The sequence below is a fragment of the Bacillus sp. FSL R7-0646 genome, assembly GCF_037969865.1.
Taxonomy (GTDB): Bacteria; Bacillota; Bacilli; order Bacillales; family Bacillaceae; genus Bacillus; species Bacillus licheniformis.
Window position 1 is genome coordinate 3016437 of record NZ_CP150217.1, and the last position, 16779, is coordinate 3033215.

A 16779-nucleotide genomic window follows, 5' to 3' on the forward strand; every position below is an offset into this window, starting at 1 on the left:
TTCAACCCATCATTTCATTAAAAGATTTTAAAAAGCATCTGCCCCCTAGAGCGGGCAGCAAACTGCTTGTATTGTCGTCTCTTTATATTCAAATAAAAAGACGGCTATTGAGAGTCATTTGTGCTAAACAATAGCCGTCTTTTAAATTTTAGCGCTAGACGCCAAACTTCGTCAAGCAAAACTAAAAAATCCCTTTTGGTTCGTATAAAACATAGGTCCCGATGCCGTTCAGCCGAAGCCTTTTTTCCGCTTGAACCTTCCCATTGAAGAACGTAAAAGGATCGCAGTGCAGCAAGTACTGTTTCTGATCGGGCAGCTTAAGCGTCTCCTTTTTTGCAAACGGACAATGCACCACTATGATTTCGTTCCAGGGATCAATTGCTGCAATGTTCTTCAGCTTGTAGGCCGTTACCTCTCCTGTACCGTCCATAAAAGAAAGATGCTCCTTGACTTCTTCCTCTTTTTGCAGACGAAAAGCGGGATGGCTTCTTCGCAGCCGGATCAGCTGGCGCACATATTCGACATCCTCGCAAAGCTCCGCACGCTTTTCCCAATCAAGCTTATTGATGTCATCTCCGGACCTGTAGCTGTTGCTGTCCCCATTCTTTGTTCGGCAAAATTCCTGACCGGCGTGAAGAAATGGAACGCCTTGCGAAAGCAGGACGATCGACACCGCGAGCCTTTGCCTAAGCCGTTTAGTGTCCGCATCTTCTTCAAAACATAAGGCCATTTTATCCCAAAATGTATGATTGTCATGGCATTCCACATAATTGATTGACTGTGCCGGCTGCAAGAATCCGGGTGAACCGGCAATACCGTGCTGAAGCGCCGCTTTTTTTCCGGTGTCCCCTAAAGCATATCCGCGGTCGCTAAGCTCGAATGTACTCCCTTTGACTGCGTTCCTGAACCGATCATTAAAAAAGCCGACCGCCGGAACTTTTCCGGCATTTTGCAATGTTGCTTTTTGCCCGCTGTCAAGCGGGGTATTTAAATCCCAGCCCTCTCCGAACAGAAGCACGCCCGGCTTTATATTCTCGGCAAGCGTACTGATTTGGCGGACGGTTTCAATATCAAGAATGCCCATTAAATCAAAACGGATGCCGTCGACATCATATTCTTCCAGCCAATAGCGGACAGAATCGAGAATATATTTTCGCACCATCAGCCGCTCAGAAGCAATGTCATTTCCGACGCCTGTTCCGTCGGATGGAAAACCGTATACATTATGTCTGAAAAAATACCCGGGAACCGTTTTTTCAAAAGGGGACGTTTCCCTCTTGTACACATGATTATATACGGCGTCCATAATCACGGAGAAGCCGTGTTTGTGCAGCGACTGAATCATCGTTTTCAGCTCGGTGATTCTGCATTTGGGGTTCTGCGGATCGAGCGAATAGCTTCCTTCCGGGGCATTAAAATGGAGGGGGTTATAGCCCCAATTATAAGATTGATCAGGAGACAGCTCATCCACTCCGGCAAAATCGTGAAAGGGCAGAACCTCGATGTGGGTGACGCCGAGCTCTTTCAAATAGGCGATTCCCGTTGAGAAGCCGCCGGATGTTTCAGTTCCGTCCTCTGTAAAAGCAACATATTTGCCTTTATGGCGCATACCGCTGTCTTCATGAATCGAGAAATCGCGGATGTGAACCTCATATATAACCGCATCGCACGGACTGTGAAGTCTTGGAGCGCGGTGTTTTTCCACCTTGACTTCCTCTGGATCTAATACAACGCCTTTTTCCCCGTTTGCCGTAACGGCTTTTGCATAAGGATCGACTGTCAATAACGGCTTCCCATTTACATAAAGCTCATATAAATAGGACCAGCCGTTTAGATCGCCTTCGACCGTTACCTCAAAAACGCCCTTTTTTCTGCGCATCATTTGAAAAGTATTTGTTTGAAGCGAATCAGGGTTCTCCAGCTTGATCGTTGCCGCACTCGCGGTCGGCGCCCATACCCTAAATAAAGTACTTCCTTTTGAATAAAAAGCGCCGAGGCGGCCGTCATAAAAAAAAGCCTTGTCAAACGCCGCGCTTCTCGTAACAGAGCCGATTTGCAGGTCTGTCCAGACGCTTTCTTCACAGCATACTTTGTGAACTCTTCCGAATGGAACATTGCAGCTGCTTTCAAGAACATACTTGAATTGTTCCTCAAGCTCCACCTGCGCTTTTACCGAAAGCTCTATCCTCTCTCCTTGATCATCTTCAAGCAGAAAAGGAGGGCTGCAGCTTGACGCACGGCTCTTCGGAACTAAAACAGTGATCGTTCTCATTTCATCGAGATAAGCTTCAAAAGGGCGGCTGATACCCGGCATTTCAGTCTCTCCTTCATTCGAAAGATTTATGCTCTTAATCGAAGGGATTCAGTCCCTGTTTTAATGAAAACGGGCGCCCAGCCGATCACCTCTCCATCCGCTTGAAAGAGCACCCGCTCATTCGTATGAAAATAGATGTCTTTCGTCTTAAATGCCGTAACACCGTTTTTGCCGACGTGTTTGCCGAATATCATCGCAAACAAGAGGCCGGCTTTTTTCAAGACGGGCAGGTCTTCAATAATGATCACGTCTAAAAGCTCATCCCGCGGATTCGCATTCGGTGCAATCTTCATTCCTCCGCCATAGTAAGGATGGTTTGAAACCGACGCAAACCAGATTTTTTTAAACGTACGCTTGTCATCCCCGTTTTCATACGAAAGAACAAACGGTTTAGACGTAAACGCCGTGACAAAGAAAATCAGCGGATGAATCAAATGATTCAGCCTGAGAGCAGCCGTCCATTTCGGCAAAGCTGACATCTTCTTGGCGGTGCATGCATCAAATCCGAGGCTGAGATGATTCGCAAAATAAAGTTCATTATCACTGTCTTTCGTATGAAAGCTTCCAAGGGCATAGGTCCGGGTCAGCGATTGCCCTTTTCGCTTCATTTCTTTGATGACATTCGATTTTTTCACGCCAAAGCCGCGTTTAAAATCATTGCTTATGCCTGACGGGATGACGCTCAGCTGAATGTCCCGCAAGCTGACTAAACCATTGAGCACTTCATGGACGGTTCCATCCCCGCCGATCACCAGAAGACGCTTCAGCCTGTCATCCTGCATCGTTGATATTTGCCTTGCCAACACCTCAGCATGCCCGGGATGCTGAGTCATAAACGAGCGGTACGATATATTTGCCTTTTGGAGGTCTTTCTGCAATGATTTCCATGCTCTGAAGGCCGTCGAGTTTCCCGCCTTTGGATTTATGATGATATACCAATCGCTCATGATTCCATTCTCCATTTTATAGTATGAAAAAGCCGGGATAACGTTCTGTCGGTCAGCTCAGCCATTCCTGCCTCCGCACCGAGTCGGAGACGCCGTGCGACAAAAGAATTTTCGCCGTTTTCAGCTGCTGGCTTTTAATCGGGGCGAAGTTTTTTTGCTGTTTCTCCAGCCACTCTTTCCAGTGTCTCTTGTCGCAAATGCCGATTCCGTATGGTGGTTCCGGATAATCGATGTACGATGTACGGCTGACGATGACTTTGCGCACAGGCAGTTCAACTCCCGATCCCTTTAACAAACCGGAAAGAACCTTGCCTGTCCTGAGGAGCTCGACAGCCGGATTTAACAATGACCGTTCCTTGCCCCTTACCGTTTTTTCTTTCCAAAAACGATCTTTGGAACCGATAAATGCGCTGTCCCTCTCACCTTCAAGAAATGACATACAGTAGATTTCAAGGGGAGTGAGAATCAAGACGCTGAGCTCTACCGCAGCCTGATTCACCTGCAGCACCGGCCGATACATGATGAAATATGAATCCGGGAGCTGCTGTGCCAAAATGTGCAGGATTTTATCGCTTTTTATTTCCCGGGAAAGCCTGGATATGTCAGAGATTGTCGAGCTTGCCCATTTCAGCTGAAACTCGTACACGTATTCCTTAAAAAACGGTACGAGTTCTTCCCCTGCCGCAGGAATTCTTGCGATCAAGCTTTCATCCGTTTCTCCGTCCAGTCCGTTAAACCATTCATCGGCTTCTTTTCCTTTATTAATATCGGATGCTTCTTTTTTTCTCTTTAATGTAAATGTATTCTTTCTTTTTCCGAACGTTTCATCACCGGCGGCTCCTTTATCGTGATGAAAGCTTTCTTTCTTTTTTTCAGACATCTCTTTAATTGACTGCCAGCGCTGCTTTTTCAAGCGGATAAACTGGTTGATATAATGATAAGGATCCTGTTCATACCTTGAAATACAGTCCTGTATTTTAATAATCTGTGCCATCTGCGTTCATCTCCGAATCTTGCTTTTCTGCAGCCGGCCGTTCGCCGAAATGGAAAACGGCTTGATGCTCATATTTGGGAAGCCTGTCTAAATGGGTTTGAAAGATGGTGAAATGCAGGGCCGTAAAAGACACCGCGTCTTCAAGCGGCTCCAGGCGTCCGTTAAAAGAGGCCGATCCATTCCACTTTCTGGCGACCGTCACATGTGGATGAAAAGGCCGTTTTTCAATTTCAAAGCCCGCCTCATCCGCTGCATGCTTCACCTGTTCCCTCACATGGAAGAGAGCGGCTGAGTATTCCGGTTCCACATGAAGAATTCTCGGCTCCGACGGCTTTCCGAAGGTTCCGAAACGTTTTATCGCAAGCTGAAACGGAGCCGTCTCATCAGAGATCAGCTTGAGGCTGCCAGCAAGCATCGCCAGCTGCTCCTTTTCAGCAGAGCCGAGGAACACGAGGGTGATGTGGTAGTCCAAAGGATGCACCCATCTATGAAAAGAAAATTCCGGACGGCTGCTGACCGTTTGATAAAGCGGCTCACTAAGCTCCGCCGGAATTGGAATTCCAATAAAGTAATGCGGTTTGACTGACATATGTATGGCTTCCTCCTCATTCGTCTTCTCTATATTTTAACAAAAAATATGGACTTATAACCTCTCTATTTTCCACTTTCCAAGGCCTTATGATAGGATATTGACAGAATCATGTTTTTCAGAAAGGGTGCACAGTTGTGAGAGCCGTTCAAAATATTGCAGAATTAATCGGGGAAACGCCCCTTGTCAAGTTGAACCGCGTTCAGCCCGAAAACGCGGCCCAAATTTATATCAAGCTTGAATCTTTTAATCCGAGCGGAAGCGTAAAAGACCGCGCGGCCTATCAAATGATCCTGGATGCCGAAGAAAAAGGCCTGCTGAAACCGGGTTCAACCATCATCGAACCGACGAGCGGGAACACCGGCATCGGCCTTGCGATGAACGCGGCGGCAAGAGGCTACAAAGCCATTCTTGTCATGCCTGATACGATGACAAAGGAGCGTATCAATCTTCTGAAAGCGTACGGAGCCGAAGTCGTCCTGACGCCGGGGGATGAAAGAATGCCGGGCAGCATCAAAAAAGCGCAGGAGCTCGCTCGGCAAATACCAGGCAGCTTTATTCCGATGCAGTTTGATAATGAAGCCAATCCGGAGGCTCACCGGAGATCAACCGCTCTGGAAATTGCCCGGGCAATAGAAGAAATCGGCAAACCGCTCGCTGCATTTGTTGCAACAGCAGGGACAGGGGGAACGATTACCGGAACAGGCGAAAAGCTGAAAGCTTTATTTCCGGGAATAACCGTTCACGTGGCAGAACCTGCAGGGTCGCCTGTTTTATCCGGCGGCAAACCCGGAAAACACAAGCTTGTCGGGACAAGCCCGGGATTTATCCCAAACATTTTAAACGAAAACGTCTATGACGAAATCTTAAAGATCAAGGATGAAGAAGCCTATGAGATGACGCGCAGATTGGCGCGGGAAGAAGGAATCCTTGTCGGCCCTTCTTCAGGAGCCGCTTGCTTCGCTGCTGTTGAAACGGCCAAGAAGCTCCCTTCCGACAAAGTGGTCGTCTGCATGACGGCCGATACAGGGGAACGCTATTTATCAAGCGATTTATTTCAATTTGATTAAGAGAGAAAAGCCTGGATTTCTGTTTTGAAATCAGGCTCAGATTGTTGAAAAAATCCCAAAGCTAAGAGACGTTTTGGGATTTTTTCATCCTTTCAGCGTGAACGCAACCCTTGCAGTCTAGGAAGGCCGAGCATTGGAGCTGGTTTTCACAGGATGTGATGACGGCAGTGTTCAGGCAGGACGACGCCCGCTCCGTTAGCCGCCGTTTCTCTTTTGTTCGTGAGCATCGACTTAGCAGGCCTGGCAACGAATGCTATGGTTTGCCGACACGGAAAGAAGCGGATAAAACGCCCCGCAACCGAAAAAGAACAAAAATAAAATGAATAAAACCGTTTCAATTCCTTTTCCTGCTTCAAAAAGCCCCTCTCCTCCCGGACGCCTGTACGCACCTTCACTATATTCGTTATCCCTGAAAACAGCAATGTTTAACAGCAAAAAAGCCGCTCTCTAGAGCGGCCGTCTATGTTGTGCTACACATGCATTCCTGTTCTGGCATCGTTGTGATCCGTTATATATTCAATCCGCTTGAAACCGCAGTCCTTTGCATTTTGATATAGAAGCTCCAGTTTTTTTTGATCTTTGCAGTATATCGTGACAAAACTCGAATCGGCTGTAAGCACAATCAGCTCGCAGCTGCTTTTCATATATGATTCATATGTGCTGACATCTTCGGGATGGCCATCCTTCGGAAAAGCCTTCAGATCGGCGAAGATGAGATAGCACCTTGCGTCTTCCAGCCTTTTTTTAAATGCTTCTCCTGTCATCACCTGCGGATCTTGAGGAAAAAGATTTTCATCTGACAATTCACCGTTCCACGAGATAGCATTCGCCATCGGCAAGCAGCCAATTGAAATCGGCCGGTTCAACCGGCTTCAGTATATCGAGAAGAAAGCGCCCGTACCCGTTCGGGATTTCAAATAAAACGCCTCGCTTATGACTCATGCCATCACTCTCTTTGCTACTTCGCCAATTCATAAATGGCCTGTGCATAAATCGATACAGCCTTCAGCAAATCGTCGATTTCCATATACTCGTCTTTCTGATGGGCAACGTCAGGACGGCCTGGAAACAGCGGGCCGAATGCCACGCCGGCTTTCAGTGATCGTGCATATGTCGCCCCGCCGATGGAAATTAATTGTGCCGTTTCCCCTGTCTGCTCTTCATAGACCCGCTGCAGCGTTTTGATCAGTTCATGGTCTTTTGCTACATGATGTGGCTTGCTGTCTTTAAAGCTGATGAGCCGGGCGCCCTTTATTTGTGAAAGCCCGGATTTCACCCGGCCGCTCTCTTCAGTAACAGGATAGCGGATGTTAATATGGGCCTCCCCGCCTTTTCCTTGTTCATACTGCAGCCGGCCGACATTCAGCGTCAGCTCTCCGCTGATGTCATCGCGGCAGCCGATGCCGATCTTTTTCCCTCTCGTATCTCCGGCAAAAGCCCCGCTAACCGTTTGAACAAAATGGAGCCCGGCTCTGTCAAGGGATTGTGTATGTAAAAACTCGGCCAAAATGAGACCGGCATTGACTCCGTTATTAGGTTCCATGGCATGAGCCGATTTGCCGTGCACGGTTAATGTCAGTCTGCCGCCTTCTTGAAGAATACGCCCTTCTGCGCGTTTTTCTTTTACAAACCGGGCAAATGACTCTTCAAATTCTGACGGGACGGCCCCTGCCAGGACGGCTTCCGCATCATCAGGCACCATGTTCAGGCGCCGGCCGGACCGGAATGCCTCCAATACTAAGTCCGCACCTGTTTCCGCCTGATAAGTTTCAATTTTTAAAGCTGCGTCAATCAGGCCTTTTTCTGCATAGATAATCGGAAAATCAGCATCAGGCGCAAAACCGGCCGAAGGCATTTCTTCGTGTTTAAAGTAATGCTCCACACAGCGCCAGTCGCTTTCTTCATCGGTTCCAATAATCATTCTGATCCGTTTTGATAAAGGGAGGCCCGAGTCTTTGACAATTTTTAATGCATGAAACGCGGCCATTGTCGGCCCTTTATCATCAAGCGCTCCTCTTGCATAGATTCGGCCGCCCCTTATTTCAGCTGCAAACGGGTCGCTCGTCCATCCATCGCCGGGAGGAACGACATCAATGTGGCAAAGCACGCCGATAATCTCCTCGCCTTTCCCCCATTCGATATGGCCTGCATAACCGTCAAGGTTTTTTACCGTAAACCCGCTTTCCTCCCCTTTATTCAGAAGCGCTGTCAGGCATTCTTGAATCCCTTTTCCAAACGGCCGTCCCGGACCCGCCGTCTCTTCGTCAAGGACGCTGTTGATTTTTAAAAAACCCTGAATATCCTCAACGATCTCATTCCGTCTTTTTAAAACTTCCTGTTCCCAGTTCATAATTTCGCCCCTTCTTTTTTCAGTTTAGCCAAAAACCCTTGCAAAAACACCCGATAACGAATAATATAGATATTGTTTTGCTATAATGTTCGTTATTGGAGGAAATGATGTTTAACATAAAAGAAAACCAAACCACAGTCAAAAAAGAAATCCTCGCCGGTATTACAACCTTCTTTACAATGGTTTATATCGTCGTGGTCAACCCGAGTATCCTTTCCGGCACAGGCGTCCCGTTTGATCAAGTGTTCACTGCCACAATCATCGCTGCAGTCGTCGGAACGCTTTGGATGGCGCTTGCCGCCAACTTTCCGATCGCGATTGCACCCGGGATGGGACTGAACGTGTATTTTGCAGTGTCAGTCGTCGGCTCATCCAACGGCGAAATTTCTTATCAGACGGCGTTCAGCACAGTCTTCGCGGCCGGCATTCTCTTTATTATCTTATCGCTAACACCTCTTAGAAAACAACTGATCGAAGCGATTCCGGCTAATTTAAAATACGGAATTACCGCCGGAATCGGATTGTTTATCGCTTTTGTCGGTCTGAGAGGAGCCGGCATCATTACCGCGAACGAAGCCAATTTGGTCGGACTCGGCAATCTGCACTCGCCCGGAGTGATACTGGCATTAATCGGCTTGGCTTTCTCTGTCGTTTTGATGGTGATGAATGTGAGCGGCGCTCTATTTTTCGGTATGATCTTAACCGGGCTGATCGCCTTTTTTACCGGCCAGCTTGAGTTTACCAAAGGGATTATGTCGATGCCTCATCTGCCGGAAAAACTGATCGTCACAAACCCTTTCGCCGCTTTTGGCGATGTCATCCACTACGGCCTTTATTCGGTTGTCTTTTCGTTTCTGCTCGTGACGATTTTTGATACGACAGGAACGATGATCGGTGTCGCTGAGCAAGCCGGACTCATGAAAAACAACAAACTGCCGAATGCAAGAAAAGCCCTCCTTGCCGATTCTACAGCGACGACAGTCGGTGCAATGTTCGGGACAAGTCCGACGACCGCCTATATCGAATCATCCGCCGGGGTGGCCGCAGGCGGAAGAACGGGGCTTACGTCTTTAACAGTCGCTGTGCTTTTCGGCGCGGCCCTGTTTTTCAGCCCGCTTGTCAGTGCGGTCTCCGGAATCGCAGCGATTACGTCGCCGGCATTGATCATTGTAGGAAGCATGATGATCGGCGCCGTGACGAACATCCGCTGGAAAGAACTTGACGAAGCATTTCCGGCCTTTCTCGTCATCTTGACAATGCCGCTGACATCATCTATTGCGACAGGCATTTCCCTCGGGTTTATCGCTTATCCGATTGTGAAAGCCGCGAAAGGCAAATGGCGCGAGATTCATCCGCTTGTCTTCGTGTTTGCTGTTCTCTTTTTCATACACCTTTTCTTTTTGGAAGGGCATTAATCAACTGAACCCCGTCTTATTTAAAAAGACGGGGTTTTTTCAATATGTACTTTTAACTTCATCATCTTCACCACCTTTCTTTTATTACGTATGAAGAAAGAAAAAGTTTAAATTTTTTCATCAAAAAAACGTGTTCGCACTGCATGTTCTGCTCGCGATTTTCGTTTTTTCAATAATTTGGCTCCGCCTTTTTTCTGGATATTTGGCAAAGGGATCGTGTATAATATTTATTGATCATTTTCAAGAAATGGTCGCTAACCGTCCATGCTGCATTTTGGAGTCGTAAGTTGTGGTAGTCAAGTCCATTCGATCATACGATAGGGAGTGGTTGTTTGAAACCTTCAACAAACCGAATGCTAACCAGGATCAAATCAGTCTACATGTTCATTCAAGAAAAGGGACTCGTTACAACCCAGGAACTGGTTGATGAATTTGGCACTACACCGAGAACAATCCAGCGTGATCTGAATGTGTTGGCATACAACGATCTAGTACACAGCCCCAGCAGAGGCAAATGGGAGACTACAAGAAAAAAAGTGAAAATCTCCTCATAGCAGTATTCTGAAAAATTGAACTTTAGCGCTGAATATCATATAAGAAAGCCATCAAACATAAAAAGCATCAAACTTGGTTAAGTTCGATGCTCCACAAACCCATTTCAGGCACTCGATGAATCAGAGTGTCTTTTTGTTTTGCAATGCGGCAAGCTCGTGTTCAGAGAGCTCCCTGTATTCCCCTGGCAATAGCTCTTCATCGAGATCGACATCCCCCATTTTCAGCCGCTTTAAATAGATGACGTCATGGCCGACCGCCTTCAGCATTCTTTTCACCTGATGAAATTTTCCTTCCGTTATTGTCAAAAGCAGGCGTTCTACGCCGTTTTCGCTTGCCAGAAGCGATGCTTCAGCAGGTTTCGTGACATATCCTTCACCGATATCGACCCCTTTTTCAAGCTGATCAAGTGCCGCTTGATCAATCGGCTTATTGACATGGACTTCATACGTTTTAGGTACGTGTTTTTTCGGAGATAAAAGCTGGTGTGCCAACTGTCCGTCATTCGTCAGAAGCAGCAGTCCCTCAGTATCCTTGTCAAGCCTTCCGACAGGAAACGGCTCAAACCTCAGCAGCTCCGGGTCGAGCAAATCGACAACCGTTTCCTGCCGGCTGTCTTCTGTTGCTGACAGCACTCCTTGCGGCTTGTTCATCATTAAGTAAATAAATTCCCGGTACATGACGGGTGCCCCGTATACCGTGATGTCGTCTGATTCCGGGTCAACGTGCTTTTTGGCGTCTTTGACTAATTGATCATTGACGCGCACCGCGCCGTTTTTCAGCATTTTTTTGACTTCTTTTCTCGAACCATAGCCGCTGTTTGACAACAGTTTATCCAATCTCATGAAGACACCCCTTTTTTTACATAAAAAGAAAAGCCCTTTTTAGGAGGCCTTTCTTTTGAAAAAGCGATTCAATCGCTGACCGAAGATTTTTTCGAGCAGTTTCACACGGTAAGCCAAGTACAGATAAACTGACCCGCCCACTGCGGTTGTGATGAAAATGACGACAGCAGACCTGATCTGCCCGCCTTCGTATGAAATAAAAATACTTAGAAGCGCCTGGACAAGCAGCAAAATGATGCCCATGACCGCCGTCAGGATCAGCATCAGCAAAAACCGTTTAAACAGTTTGCGATACGAATAGCCGGCATGGCGTTTAATCATGATAAATCCGTATAGGAGTGAAGCTGAATAGCCGAGCGCCGTTGCCAAAATCGACCCGCTGCCTTGAAGCAGCTTGATGAGCGGAACGTTAAGCGCGATTTTGATCACAATCCCGATCATCAAGCTGACAACCGCAAATTTCTGCTTGTTCACCCCCTGCAAAATTGCAGCGTTGACGGTGAAGAGCGAGAATAACAGCGCCACAGGCGCGTACCAGAACAAAATATCTCGTCCCATTTCAGGGAGCAGGCTTTCCGAGCCGTAAAAAAACGTGTAAACCGGCCCCGACAAAAGAGCCATACCGACTGATGCCGGAAGAACGATGAAGAGAATGATCTGCATCGCCTGATCAATCTGTTTGTTTAAAGCAGGGAAATCTTTGTTGGTAAAGTTTTCAGTCACCGCCGGAATCAATGTCAGCCCGAATGCCGTCGCGAGAGATACCGGAATCATCACAAGCTTTGGCACGTACAGCGTCACGATCGCCATCAAATCCTGGCTGATGTTTTGATAGCCGGCTGCAATCATCGCTTTATTAAACGTATTCGTATCAATGTACTGGTAAAGCGGTATCGCCAGCCCGACAAAGACATAAGGGGCGGCATAGCTGAACAGCTCTTTAAACATTTGCCGGTACGTAATATCGGCTGAAGGAACAAGGTTCGGCTTCAGCGCCAGGAGCGCCCCTTTTCTTTTCTGCCAGGAAAAGTAAAGAGTGAACAGTCCGGCGAACGCTCCGATCAAAGCCGCAAAAGTCGCATAGCCGACAGCGACGACAAGCCCGCCGTTTAATACTTTGATCACCAAGTAAGTGGCCGTTAATAGAAAGACGATTCTGGCAATTTGTTCAACTACCTGTGAAACGGCTGTCGGCCCCATCATCTGGTGACCTTGGAAAAAGCCTCTGATCAGCGCCAAGATCGGCACAACCAGTAGCGCGAGACTGACCATGCGAATGACATACACGACATGTTCAAGCGTCAGCCCGTTGTTTTCTGTTCCGCCAAGGGCCATCTCTGCAAAAAACGGGGCGGACAAATATAGAATGGAGAAAGCAATGATGCCTGTGACGAGCATCATCGACATTCCGGCGCGCAGCATCCTTCTCGTTGTTTCATAATCACCCATCGAGTTATATTTCGAAACAAACTTGGACACGGCCGCCGGAAACCCCATGGTCGCAATGCTTAAAAAAATCGTATATTGATTATAACCGTACTGGAACAGGGCACCGCCGGTGGCACCGACCATGGCTCCGAACGGAATCAAATAAATCATTCCGAGGATCCTTGAAATATAGGTACCAAGCGTTAATACAAATGTGCCTCTTAACAGTTTGCTTGACATGTTCCCAATCACCATTTTTCTTCAATAGATTCAACTTTTCTATTTTAACATACAGGCGCTCCACTCAGGTAATAATAACATGGCTAAATTTTAACATGGCTTTGTTTTATCGTTTTTTCATCATGCCGTTCTTTCGTTATAATAAGAAGATGGAGCGCGGTTGTTGTCTGATGCAATCTGCCCCGCCTGCACAGAATGCAGGCTTTACAAGACAGGAAAGTTGAGGATATTGGTATGAAGTATTTTGATGTCATCGTCATCGGCGGAGGCCCCTCAGGATTGATGGCCGCAATCGCGGCCGGTGAACAGGGGGCGGACGTTCTCTTAATCGACAAAGGAAACAAACTCGGACGCAAGCTGGCCATTTCTGGAGGCGGACGGTGCAATGTGACGAACCGCTTGCCGGTTGATGAGATCATCCGGCATATTCCCGGAAACGGACGCTTTTTGTACAGCGCTTTTTCTGAATTTAACAATGAGGACATCATCAAGTTTTTTGAGCGTCTGGGCGTCAAGCTGAAAGAGGAAGATCACGGAAGAATGTTTCCTGTCTCCGACAAGGCGCAAAGCGTAGTGGATGCACTTTTAACAAGGCTCGAACAGCTTCATGTAAGCGTACGTACAAACGAAAAAGTGAAAACTGTCCTATACAATGAAGAAAAAGCGTTCGGGATCGTGACGGGCAGCGGTGAAGAAATTGCAGCGGGATCTGTCGTTATTGCTGTCGGCGGGAAAAGCGTCCCCCATACGGGATCGACCGGAGACGGCTATGAATGGGCGGAAAAAGCCGGCCATACGATTACGGAACTGTTTCCTACAGAGGTTCCGGTTACGTCTGACGAGCCATTTATCAATCAGAAAACATTGCAGGGCCTATCACTGAGAAACGTCGCCCTCAGCGTATTGAACAAAAAAGGAAAGCCGGTCATCACCCACCAAATGGATATGATTTTTACCCATTTTGGACTGTCCGGACCCGCAGTCCTCAGATGCAGCCAATTTGTCGTCAAAGAGTTGAAAAAGCAGGAAAAAGTCAGGCTGAAAATCGACTTGTTCCCTGATATTCATGAGGAACAGCTTTTTCAACGCATGCATAAAGAATTGAAGGACGCTCCGAAGAAATCACTCAAAAACGTGCTGAAGCCTTGGATGCAGGAAAGGTATCTGCTGTTTCTTTTCGAGCGCAACAAGATTGATCCTTCTGAAACCTTCTCTTCCCTTTCCAAAGACCGTTTCAGAGCTTTCGTCAAAGACTGTAAAGAGTTTACTGTCAACGTGAACGGCACCCTTTCGCTTGACAAAGCCTTTGTGACCGGCGGAGGGGTTTCCGTAAAAGAAATCGATCCTAAAAAAATGGCGTCCAAAAAAAAGGAAGGGCTTTATTTCTGCGGGGAAATCCTCGATATTCACGGCTATACGGGTGGGTATAATATCACATCCGCGCTTGTCACAGGCAGACTTGCAGGCTTGAATGCAGGCGAATTTTCGCTTTGCCGGAGAAAAAAATAAAATTGCTCCAAACCCTTGACAAATGTGGAATGGCAGAGTTTCAGCCCAGTGCTGAGACTTGTGCCTTTTTTGAAAAGTATGTTACGGTTAAAGAGTTTTGTTTCACCTGATTGTGGGGTAATAGGGGAAGCTAGGTCAAACTTCCTGAGAGAGAATGATTTTTATATGTGCAACTCATACTAAACATAATGATGGGAGTAAGGACGAAAAATGATTAGAGGGTGAGGATGATTTTGAAAAATATTTCAAGCGTTTTTTGGATTGTGATTGTTATCACAGCAGCAGCTGTATTATGGGGAATCGTTGCTCCGGATAACCTTCAGGCGTTAACGACTTCGATTCAAGGTTATGTTACAAACACACTCGGATGGTATTACTTATTGGTGGTTTCTCTGTTTGTCGCATTCAGCATCTTTTTGATCTTCAGTCCGATTGGAAAGATCAGATTAGGGAAACCTGAAGAAAAACCTGAATTCTCTCGATTATCTTGGTTTGCCATGCTTTTTAGCGCAGGTATGGGCATTGGTCTCGTATTTTATGGCGCGGCTGAACCGATCAGCCATTATGCCATTAGCTCTCCATCAGGTGAAACAGAAACAGCCCAGGCCTTCAGAGATTCTCTGAGGTATACATTTTTCCACTGGGGATTGCATGCTTGGGCGATCTATGCGATCGTTGCCCTTTGCATCGCATACTTTCAATTCAGAAAAGACGCGCCTGGCTTGATCAGCGCGACGCTGTTTCCGGTCTTCGGCGACAGAGTCAACGGACCGCTTGGAAAAGGGATTGACTGCATCGCTGTATTTGCAACCGTCGTCGGTGTAGCGACTAGTCTCGGAATCGGCGCCACGCAGATCAACGGCGGACTCCATTATCTATTCGGAGTGCCGAACAGCTTCCAGGTGCAGCTGGCGATCATTGCAGTCATCACCGTTCTGTTTTTAATTTCCGCTTGGAGCGGAATCGGAAAAGGCATCAAGTATTTGAGCAATACGAACATGGTGCTGGCCGGCGTCCTGATGATCTTTATGCTGTTTGTCGGACCGACGGTGTTAATTATGAACTCGTTTACGGACACGATCGGAACGTATATCTCCAATGTGGTGCAAATGAGCTTCCGCCTTGCGCCTAATGATCCGGACAGCCGTGAATGGATCAATTCATGGACGATTTTCTACTGGGCTTGGTGGATCTCCTGGTCGCCGTTTGTCGGTATTTTCATCGCCCGCGTATCAAGGGGGCGCACAATCAGGGAATTTTTGATTGCCGTCTTGTTTGCGCCTACTGTGCTGGCGTTTCTATGGTTTTCAATTTTCGGGGTTTCAGCGATGGATCTTCAGCAAAAAGGGATTTTCAACGTTGCAAAACTGTCTACAGACACGATGCTGTTTGGAATGTTTGACCACTACCCGCTGGCTATGATTACATCTATCGTTGCCTTGTTGCTCATTGCCGTATTCTTTATCACTTCTGCAGACTCGGCAACATTTGTTCTCGGAATGCAAACGACTTACGGTTCACTGAATCCTGAGAATTCGGTCAAGATATCATGGGGCATCATCCAGTCAGCAATGGCTGGGGCGCTCCTGTATTCAGGCGGACTATCGGCGCTGCAAAACACCGCCATCCTGGCCGCACTGCCGTTCTCAGTCGTCGTGATTCTCATGATTGTATCGTTATATAAATCTCTGTCACAAGAACGAAAAGAGATTAAACAAGCCGAGAAATTCCAGAAGCCAAGAAGCCCGAGGGTGAAAAAAGCATAAATGAAAACAGCTCTTCTCTCTGAAGAGCTGTTTTTTTATGTCCTGTATAAGATTAACGCTGAAAAACAGTAAAGCTGTTCGCCTTGAGGATCGCATGCGGCTGATACGTCATATTTTATATCGACCAGCTGGTCTTCCGACAGCTTTTTTAAGAATTCATTGATTTCATGCTGCAAATCTTTTTCGTGTTCTTCATCAAATACGGCCACCTTCAGCATACGCTCTCTCCTTTCTATAATGAAAGGTATTCGCACACAGCCGAAGTTATGCTTAAAATCCTTAGCAAAAGAGCCTTCAACATTGGCAGCAGACGCTCCGAACGTTACCTGGCATTTGGTGCTCCATTTTAAATAAAAAAACTTCTTACCTGTACAGATAAGAAGTCAAATCCGCTTATTTTGTTTTCGGCTTCGTGTTTCCGGTCCATTCGAGCATGCCGCCGACCATGTTGGTGACATCAAAGCCTTTATCCTGCAAATAGAGGCAGACATTTTCGCTTCGTTTGCCTGATCGGCACACAAAAATATAAGGCTGATCCTTTTGAAAGACGTCGAGTTTTTCAGGGATATCCCCCATTTTAATGTGGACGGCTTCAGGGATCATTCCTTCAGCCACCTCTTCATCTTCTCTGACGTCGATAATGTTCAGCGTTTCTCCTTTTGCAAGCCTGTCTTTCAGTTCATCAGGCGAAATCTCTTTTATCGTCATCATTACTGCTCCCTTCAATTGCCTTTAGGTGAGACTATTATAGCAAAAGTCG

General features: G+C 47.0%; 15 protein-coding genes and 1 pseudogene. 5 read left to right on the forward strand and 11 right to left on the reverse strand.

The genetic code is table 11. From position 1 onward, the window contains the following. Positions 1–181 precede the first annotated feature (181 nt). The 4 genes from pulA to thpR are packed head-to-tail and all read right to left on the reverse strand — an operon-like array spanning position 182 to position 4844. Positions 182–2314: a type I pullulanase gene (gene pulA / locus MKY62_RS15655; protein WP_003184480.1), complete on the reverse strand. Its 2133-nt coding sequence runs from the start codon at positions 2312–2314 to the stop codon at positions 182–184. Between the two features lie 26 nt (positions 2315–2340). Further along, a complete protein-coding gene (locus MKY62_RS15660; RefSeq protein WP_003184481.1) occupies positions 2341–3261 on the reverse strand; it encodes a YegS/Rv2252/BmrU family lipid kinase in 921 nt (306 codons plus the stop codon). A gap of 52 nt (positions 3262–3313) precedes the next feature. Continuing rightward, positions 3314–4255, reverse strand: a complete 942-nt coding sequence (locus MKY62_RS15665) for a hypothetical protein (RefSeq protein WP_003184484.1) — start codon at positions 4253–4255, stop codon at positions 3314–3316. Then, positions 4239–4844: an RNA 2',3'-cyclic phosphodiesterase gene (thpR, locus tag MKY62_RS15670; RefSeq protein WP_003184486.1), complete on the reverse strand. Its 606-nt coding sequence runs from the start codon at positions 4842–4844 to the stop codon at positions 4239–4241. The genes MKY62_RS15665 and thpR overlap by 17 nt, the downstream gene beginning before the upstream one ends. A 137-nt stretch (positions 4845–4981) precedes the next feature. On the opposite strand from thpR, the gene cysK reads away from it, so the two are divergent. Next, complete coding sequence (gene cysK / locus MKY62_RS15675; protein WP_003184488.1) at positions 4982–5914, forward strand: cysteine synthase A; 933 nt, start codon at positions 4982–4984, stop codon at positions 5912–5914. A gap of 146 nt (positions 5915–6060) precedes the next feature. Here the strand turns inward: cysK and MKY62_RS15680 are convergent, their stop codons facing one another. From MKY62_RS15680 to pepV, 3 genes and pseudogenes are all read right to left on the reverse strand, one after another. After that, positions 6061–6270: a hypothetical protein gene (locus MKY62_RS15680; protein WP_003184490.1), complete on the reverse strand. Its 210-nt coding sequence runs from the start codon at positions 6268–6270 to the stop codon at positions 6061–6063. 114 nt (positions 6271–6384) lie between these two features. After that, a pseudogene (locus MKY62_RS15685) lies at positions 6385–6856 on the reverse strand (DUF2691 family protein). Positions 6857–6872: 16 nt separating this feature from the next. Then, positions 6873–8264, reverse strand: a complete 1392-nt coding sequence (gene pepV, locus MKY62_RS15690; protein WP_003184496.1) for a dipeptidase PepV — start codon at positions 8262–8264, stop codon at positions 6873–6875. A 107-nt stretch (positions 8265–8371) separates the two neighbouring features. Between pepV and MKY62_RS15695 the strand changes: the two genes are divergently transcribed. After that, complete coding sequence (locus tag MKY62_RS15695) at positions 8372–9679, forward strand: NCS2 family permease (protein ID WP_003184498.1); 1308 nt, start codon at positions 8372–8374, stop codon at positions 9677–9679. 332 nt (positions 9680–10011) lie between these two features. Next, entirely contained in the window at positions 10012–10233 is a 222-nt protein-coding gene (locus MKY62_RS15700) for a DeoR family transcriptional regulator (protein WP_003184500.1), read from the forward strand. 120 nt (positions 10234–10353) lie between these two features. Here MKY62_RS15700 and MKY62_RS15705 read toward each other — a convergent pair whose 3' ends face one another. Further along, a complete protein-coding gene (locus tag MKY62_RS15705) occupies positions 10354–11076 on the reverse strand; it encodes a pseudouridine synthase (protein ID WP_003184502.1) in 723 nt (240 codons plus the stop codon). Positions 11077–11115: 39 nt separating this feature from the next. Beyond that, a complete protein-coding gene (locus tag MKY62_RS15710; RefSeq protein WP_003184504.1) occupies positions 11116–12744 on the reverse strand; it encodes a polysaccharide biosynthesis protein in 1629 nt (542 codons plus the stop codon). A gap of 234 nt (positions 12745–12978) precedes the next feature. On the opposite strand from MKY62_RS15710, the gene MKY62_RS15715 reads away from it, so the two are divergent. Continuing rightward, entirely contained in the window at positions 12979–14253 is a 1275-nt protein-coding gene (locus tag MKY62_RS15715; RefSeq protein ID WP_003184506.1) for an NAD(P)/FAD-dependent oxidoreductase, read from the forward strand. Positions 14254–14483: 230 nt separating this feature from the next. Beyond that, positions 14484–16019: a BCCT family transporter gene (locus tag MKY62_RS15720; RefSeq protein ID WP_025806236.1), complete on the forward strand. Its 1536-nt coding sequence runs from the start codon at positions 14484–14486 to the stop codon at positions 16017–16019. A 35-nt stretch (positions 16020–16054) separates the two neighbouring features. Here the strand turns inward: MKY62_RS15720 and MKY62_RS15725 are convergent, their stop codons facing one another. Together MKY62_RS15725 and MKY62_RS15730 are read right to left on the reverse strand one after the other, a co-directional pair. Beyond that, positions 16055–16237: a sporulation protein Cse60 gene (locus MKY62_RS15725; RefSeq protein WP_003184510.1), complete on the reverse strand. Its 183-nt coding sequence runs from the start codon at positions 16235–16237 to the stop codon at positions 16055–16057. 175 nt (positions 16238–16412) lie between these two features. Further along, on the reverse strand, positions 16413–16730 hold the full coding sequence (locus tag MKY62_RS15730) for a rhodanese-like domain-containing protein (RefSeq protein ID WP_003184512.1): 318 nt from the start codon (positions 16728–16730) through the stop codon (positions 16413–16415). Positions 16731–16779: the final 49 nt, after the last annotated feature.

Excerpts from the sequence above, each read along its gene's own strand:
- pulA (WP_003184480.1), bottom strand. The coding sequence starts at position 2,314 with ATGCCGGGTATCAGCCGCCCTTTTGAAGCTTATCTCGATGAAATGAGA.
- MKY62_RS15660 (WP_003184481.1), bottom strand. The coding sequence starts at position 3,261 with ATGAGCGATTGGTATATCATCATAAATCCAAAGGCGGGAAACTCGACG.
- MKY62_RS15665 (WP_003184484.1), bottom strand. The coding sequence starts at position 4,255 with ATGGCACAGATTATTAAAATACAGGACTGTATTTCAAGGTATGAACAG.
- thpR (WP_003184486.1), bottom strand. The coding sequence starts at position 4,844 with ATGTCAGTCAAACCGCATTACTTTATTGGAATTCCAATTCCGGCGGAG.
- pepV (WP_003184496.1), bottom strand. The coding sequence starts at position 8,264 with ATGAACTGGGAACAGGAAGTTTTAAAAAGACGGAATGAGATCGTTGAG.
- MKY62_RS15695 (WP_003184498.1), top strand. The coding sequence starts at position 8,372 with ATGTTTAACATAAAAGAAAACCAAACCACAGTCAAAAAAGAAATCCTC.
- MKY62_RS15705 (WP_003184502.1), bottom strand. The coding sequence starts at position 11,076 with ATGAGATTGGATAAACTGTTGTCAAACAGCGGCTATGGTTCGAGAAAA.
- MKY62_RS15710 (WP_003184504.1), bottom strand. The coding sequence starts at position 12,744 with ATGTCAAGCAAACTGTTAAGAGGCACATTTGTATTAACGCTTGGTACC.
- MKY62_RS15715 (WP_003184506.1), top strand. The coding sequence starts at position 12,979 with ATGAAGTATTTTGATGTCATCGTCATCGGCGGAGGCCCCTCAGGATTG.
- MKY62_RS15725 (WP_003184510.1), bottom strand. The coding sequence starts at position 16,237 with ATGCTGAAGGTGGCCGTATTTGATGAAGAACACGAAAAAGATTTGCAG.
- MKY62_RS15730 (WP_003184512.1), bottom strand. The coding sequence starts at position 16,730 with ATGATGACGATAAAAGAGATTTCGCCTGATGAACTGAAAGACAGGCTT.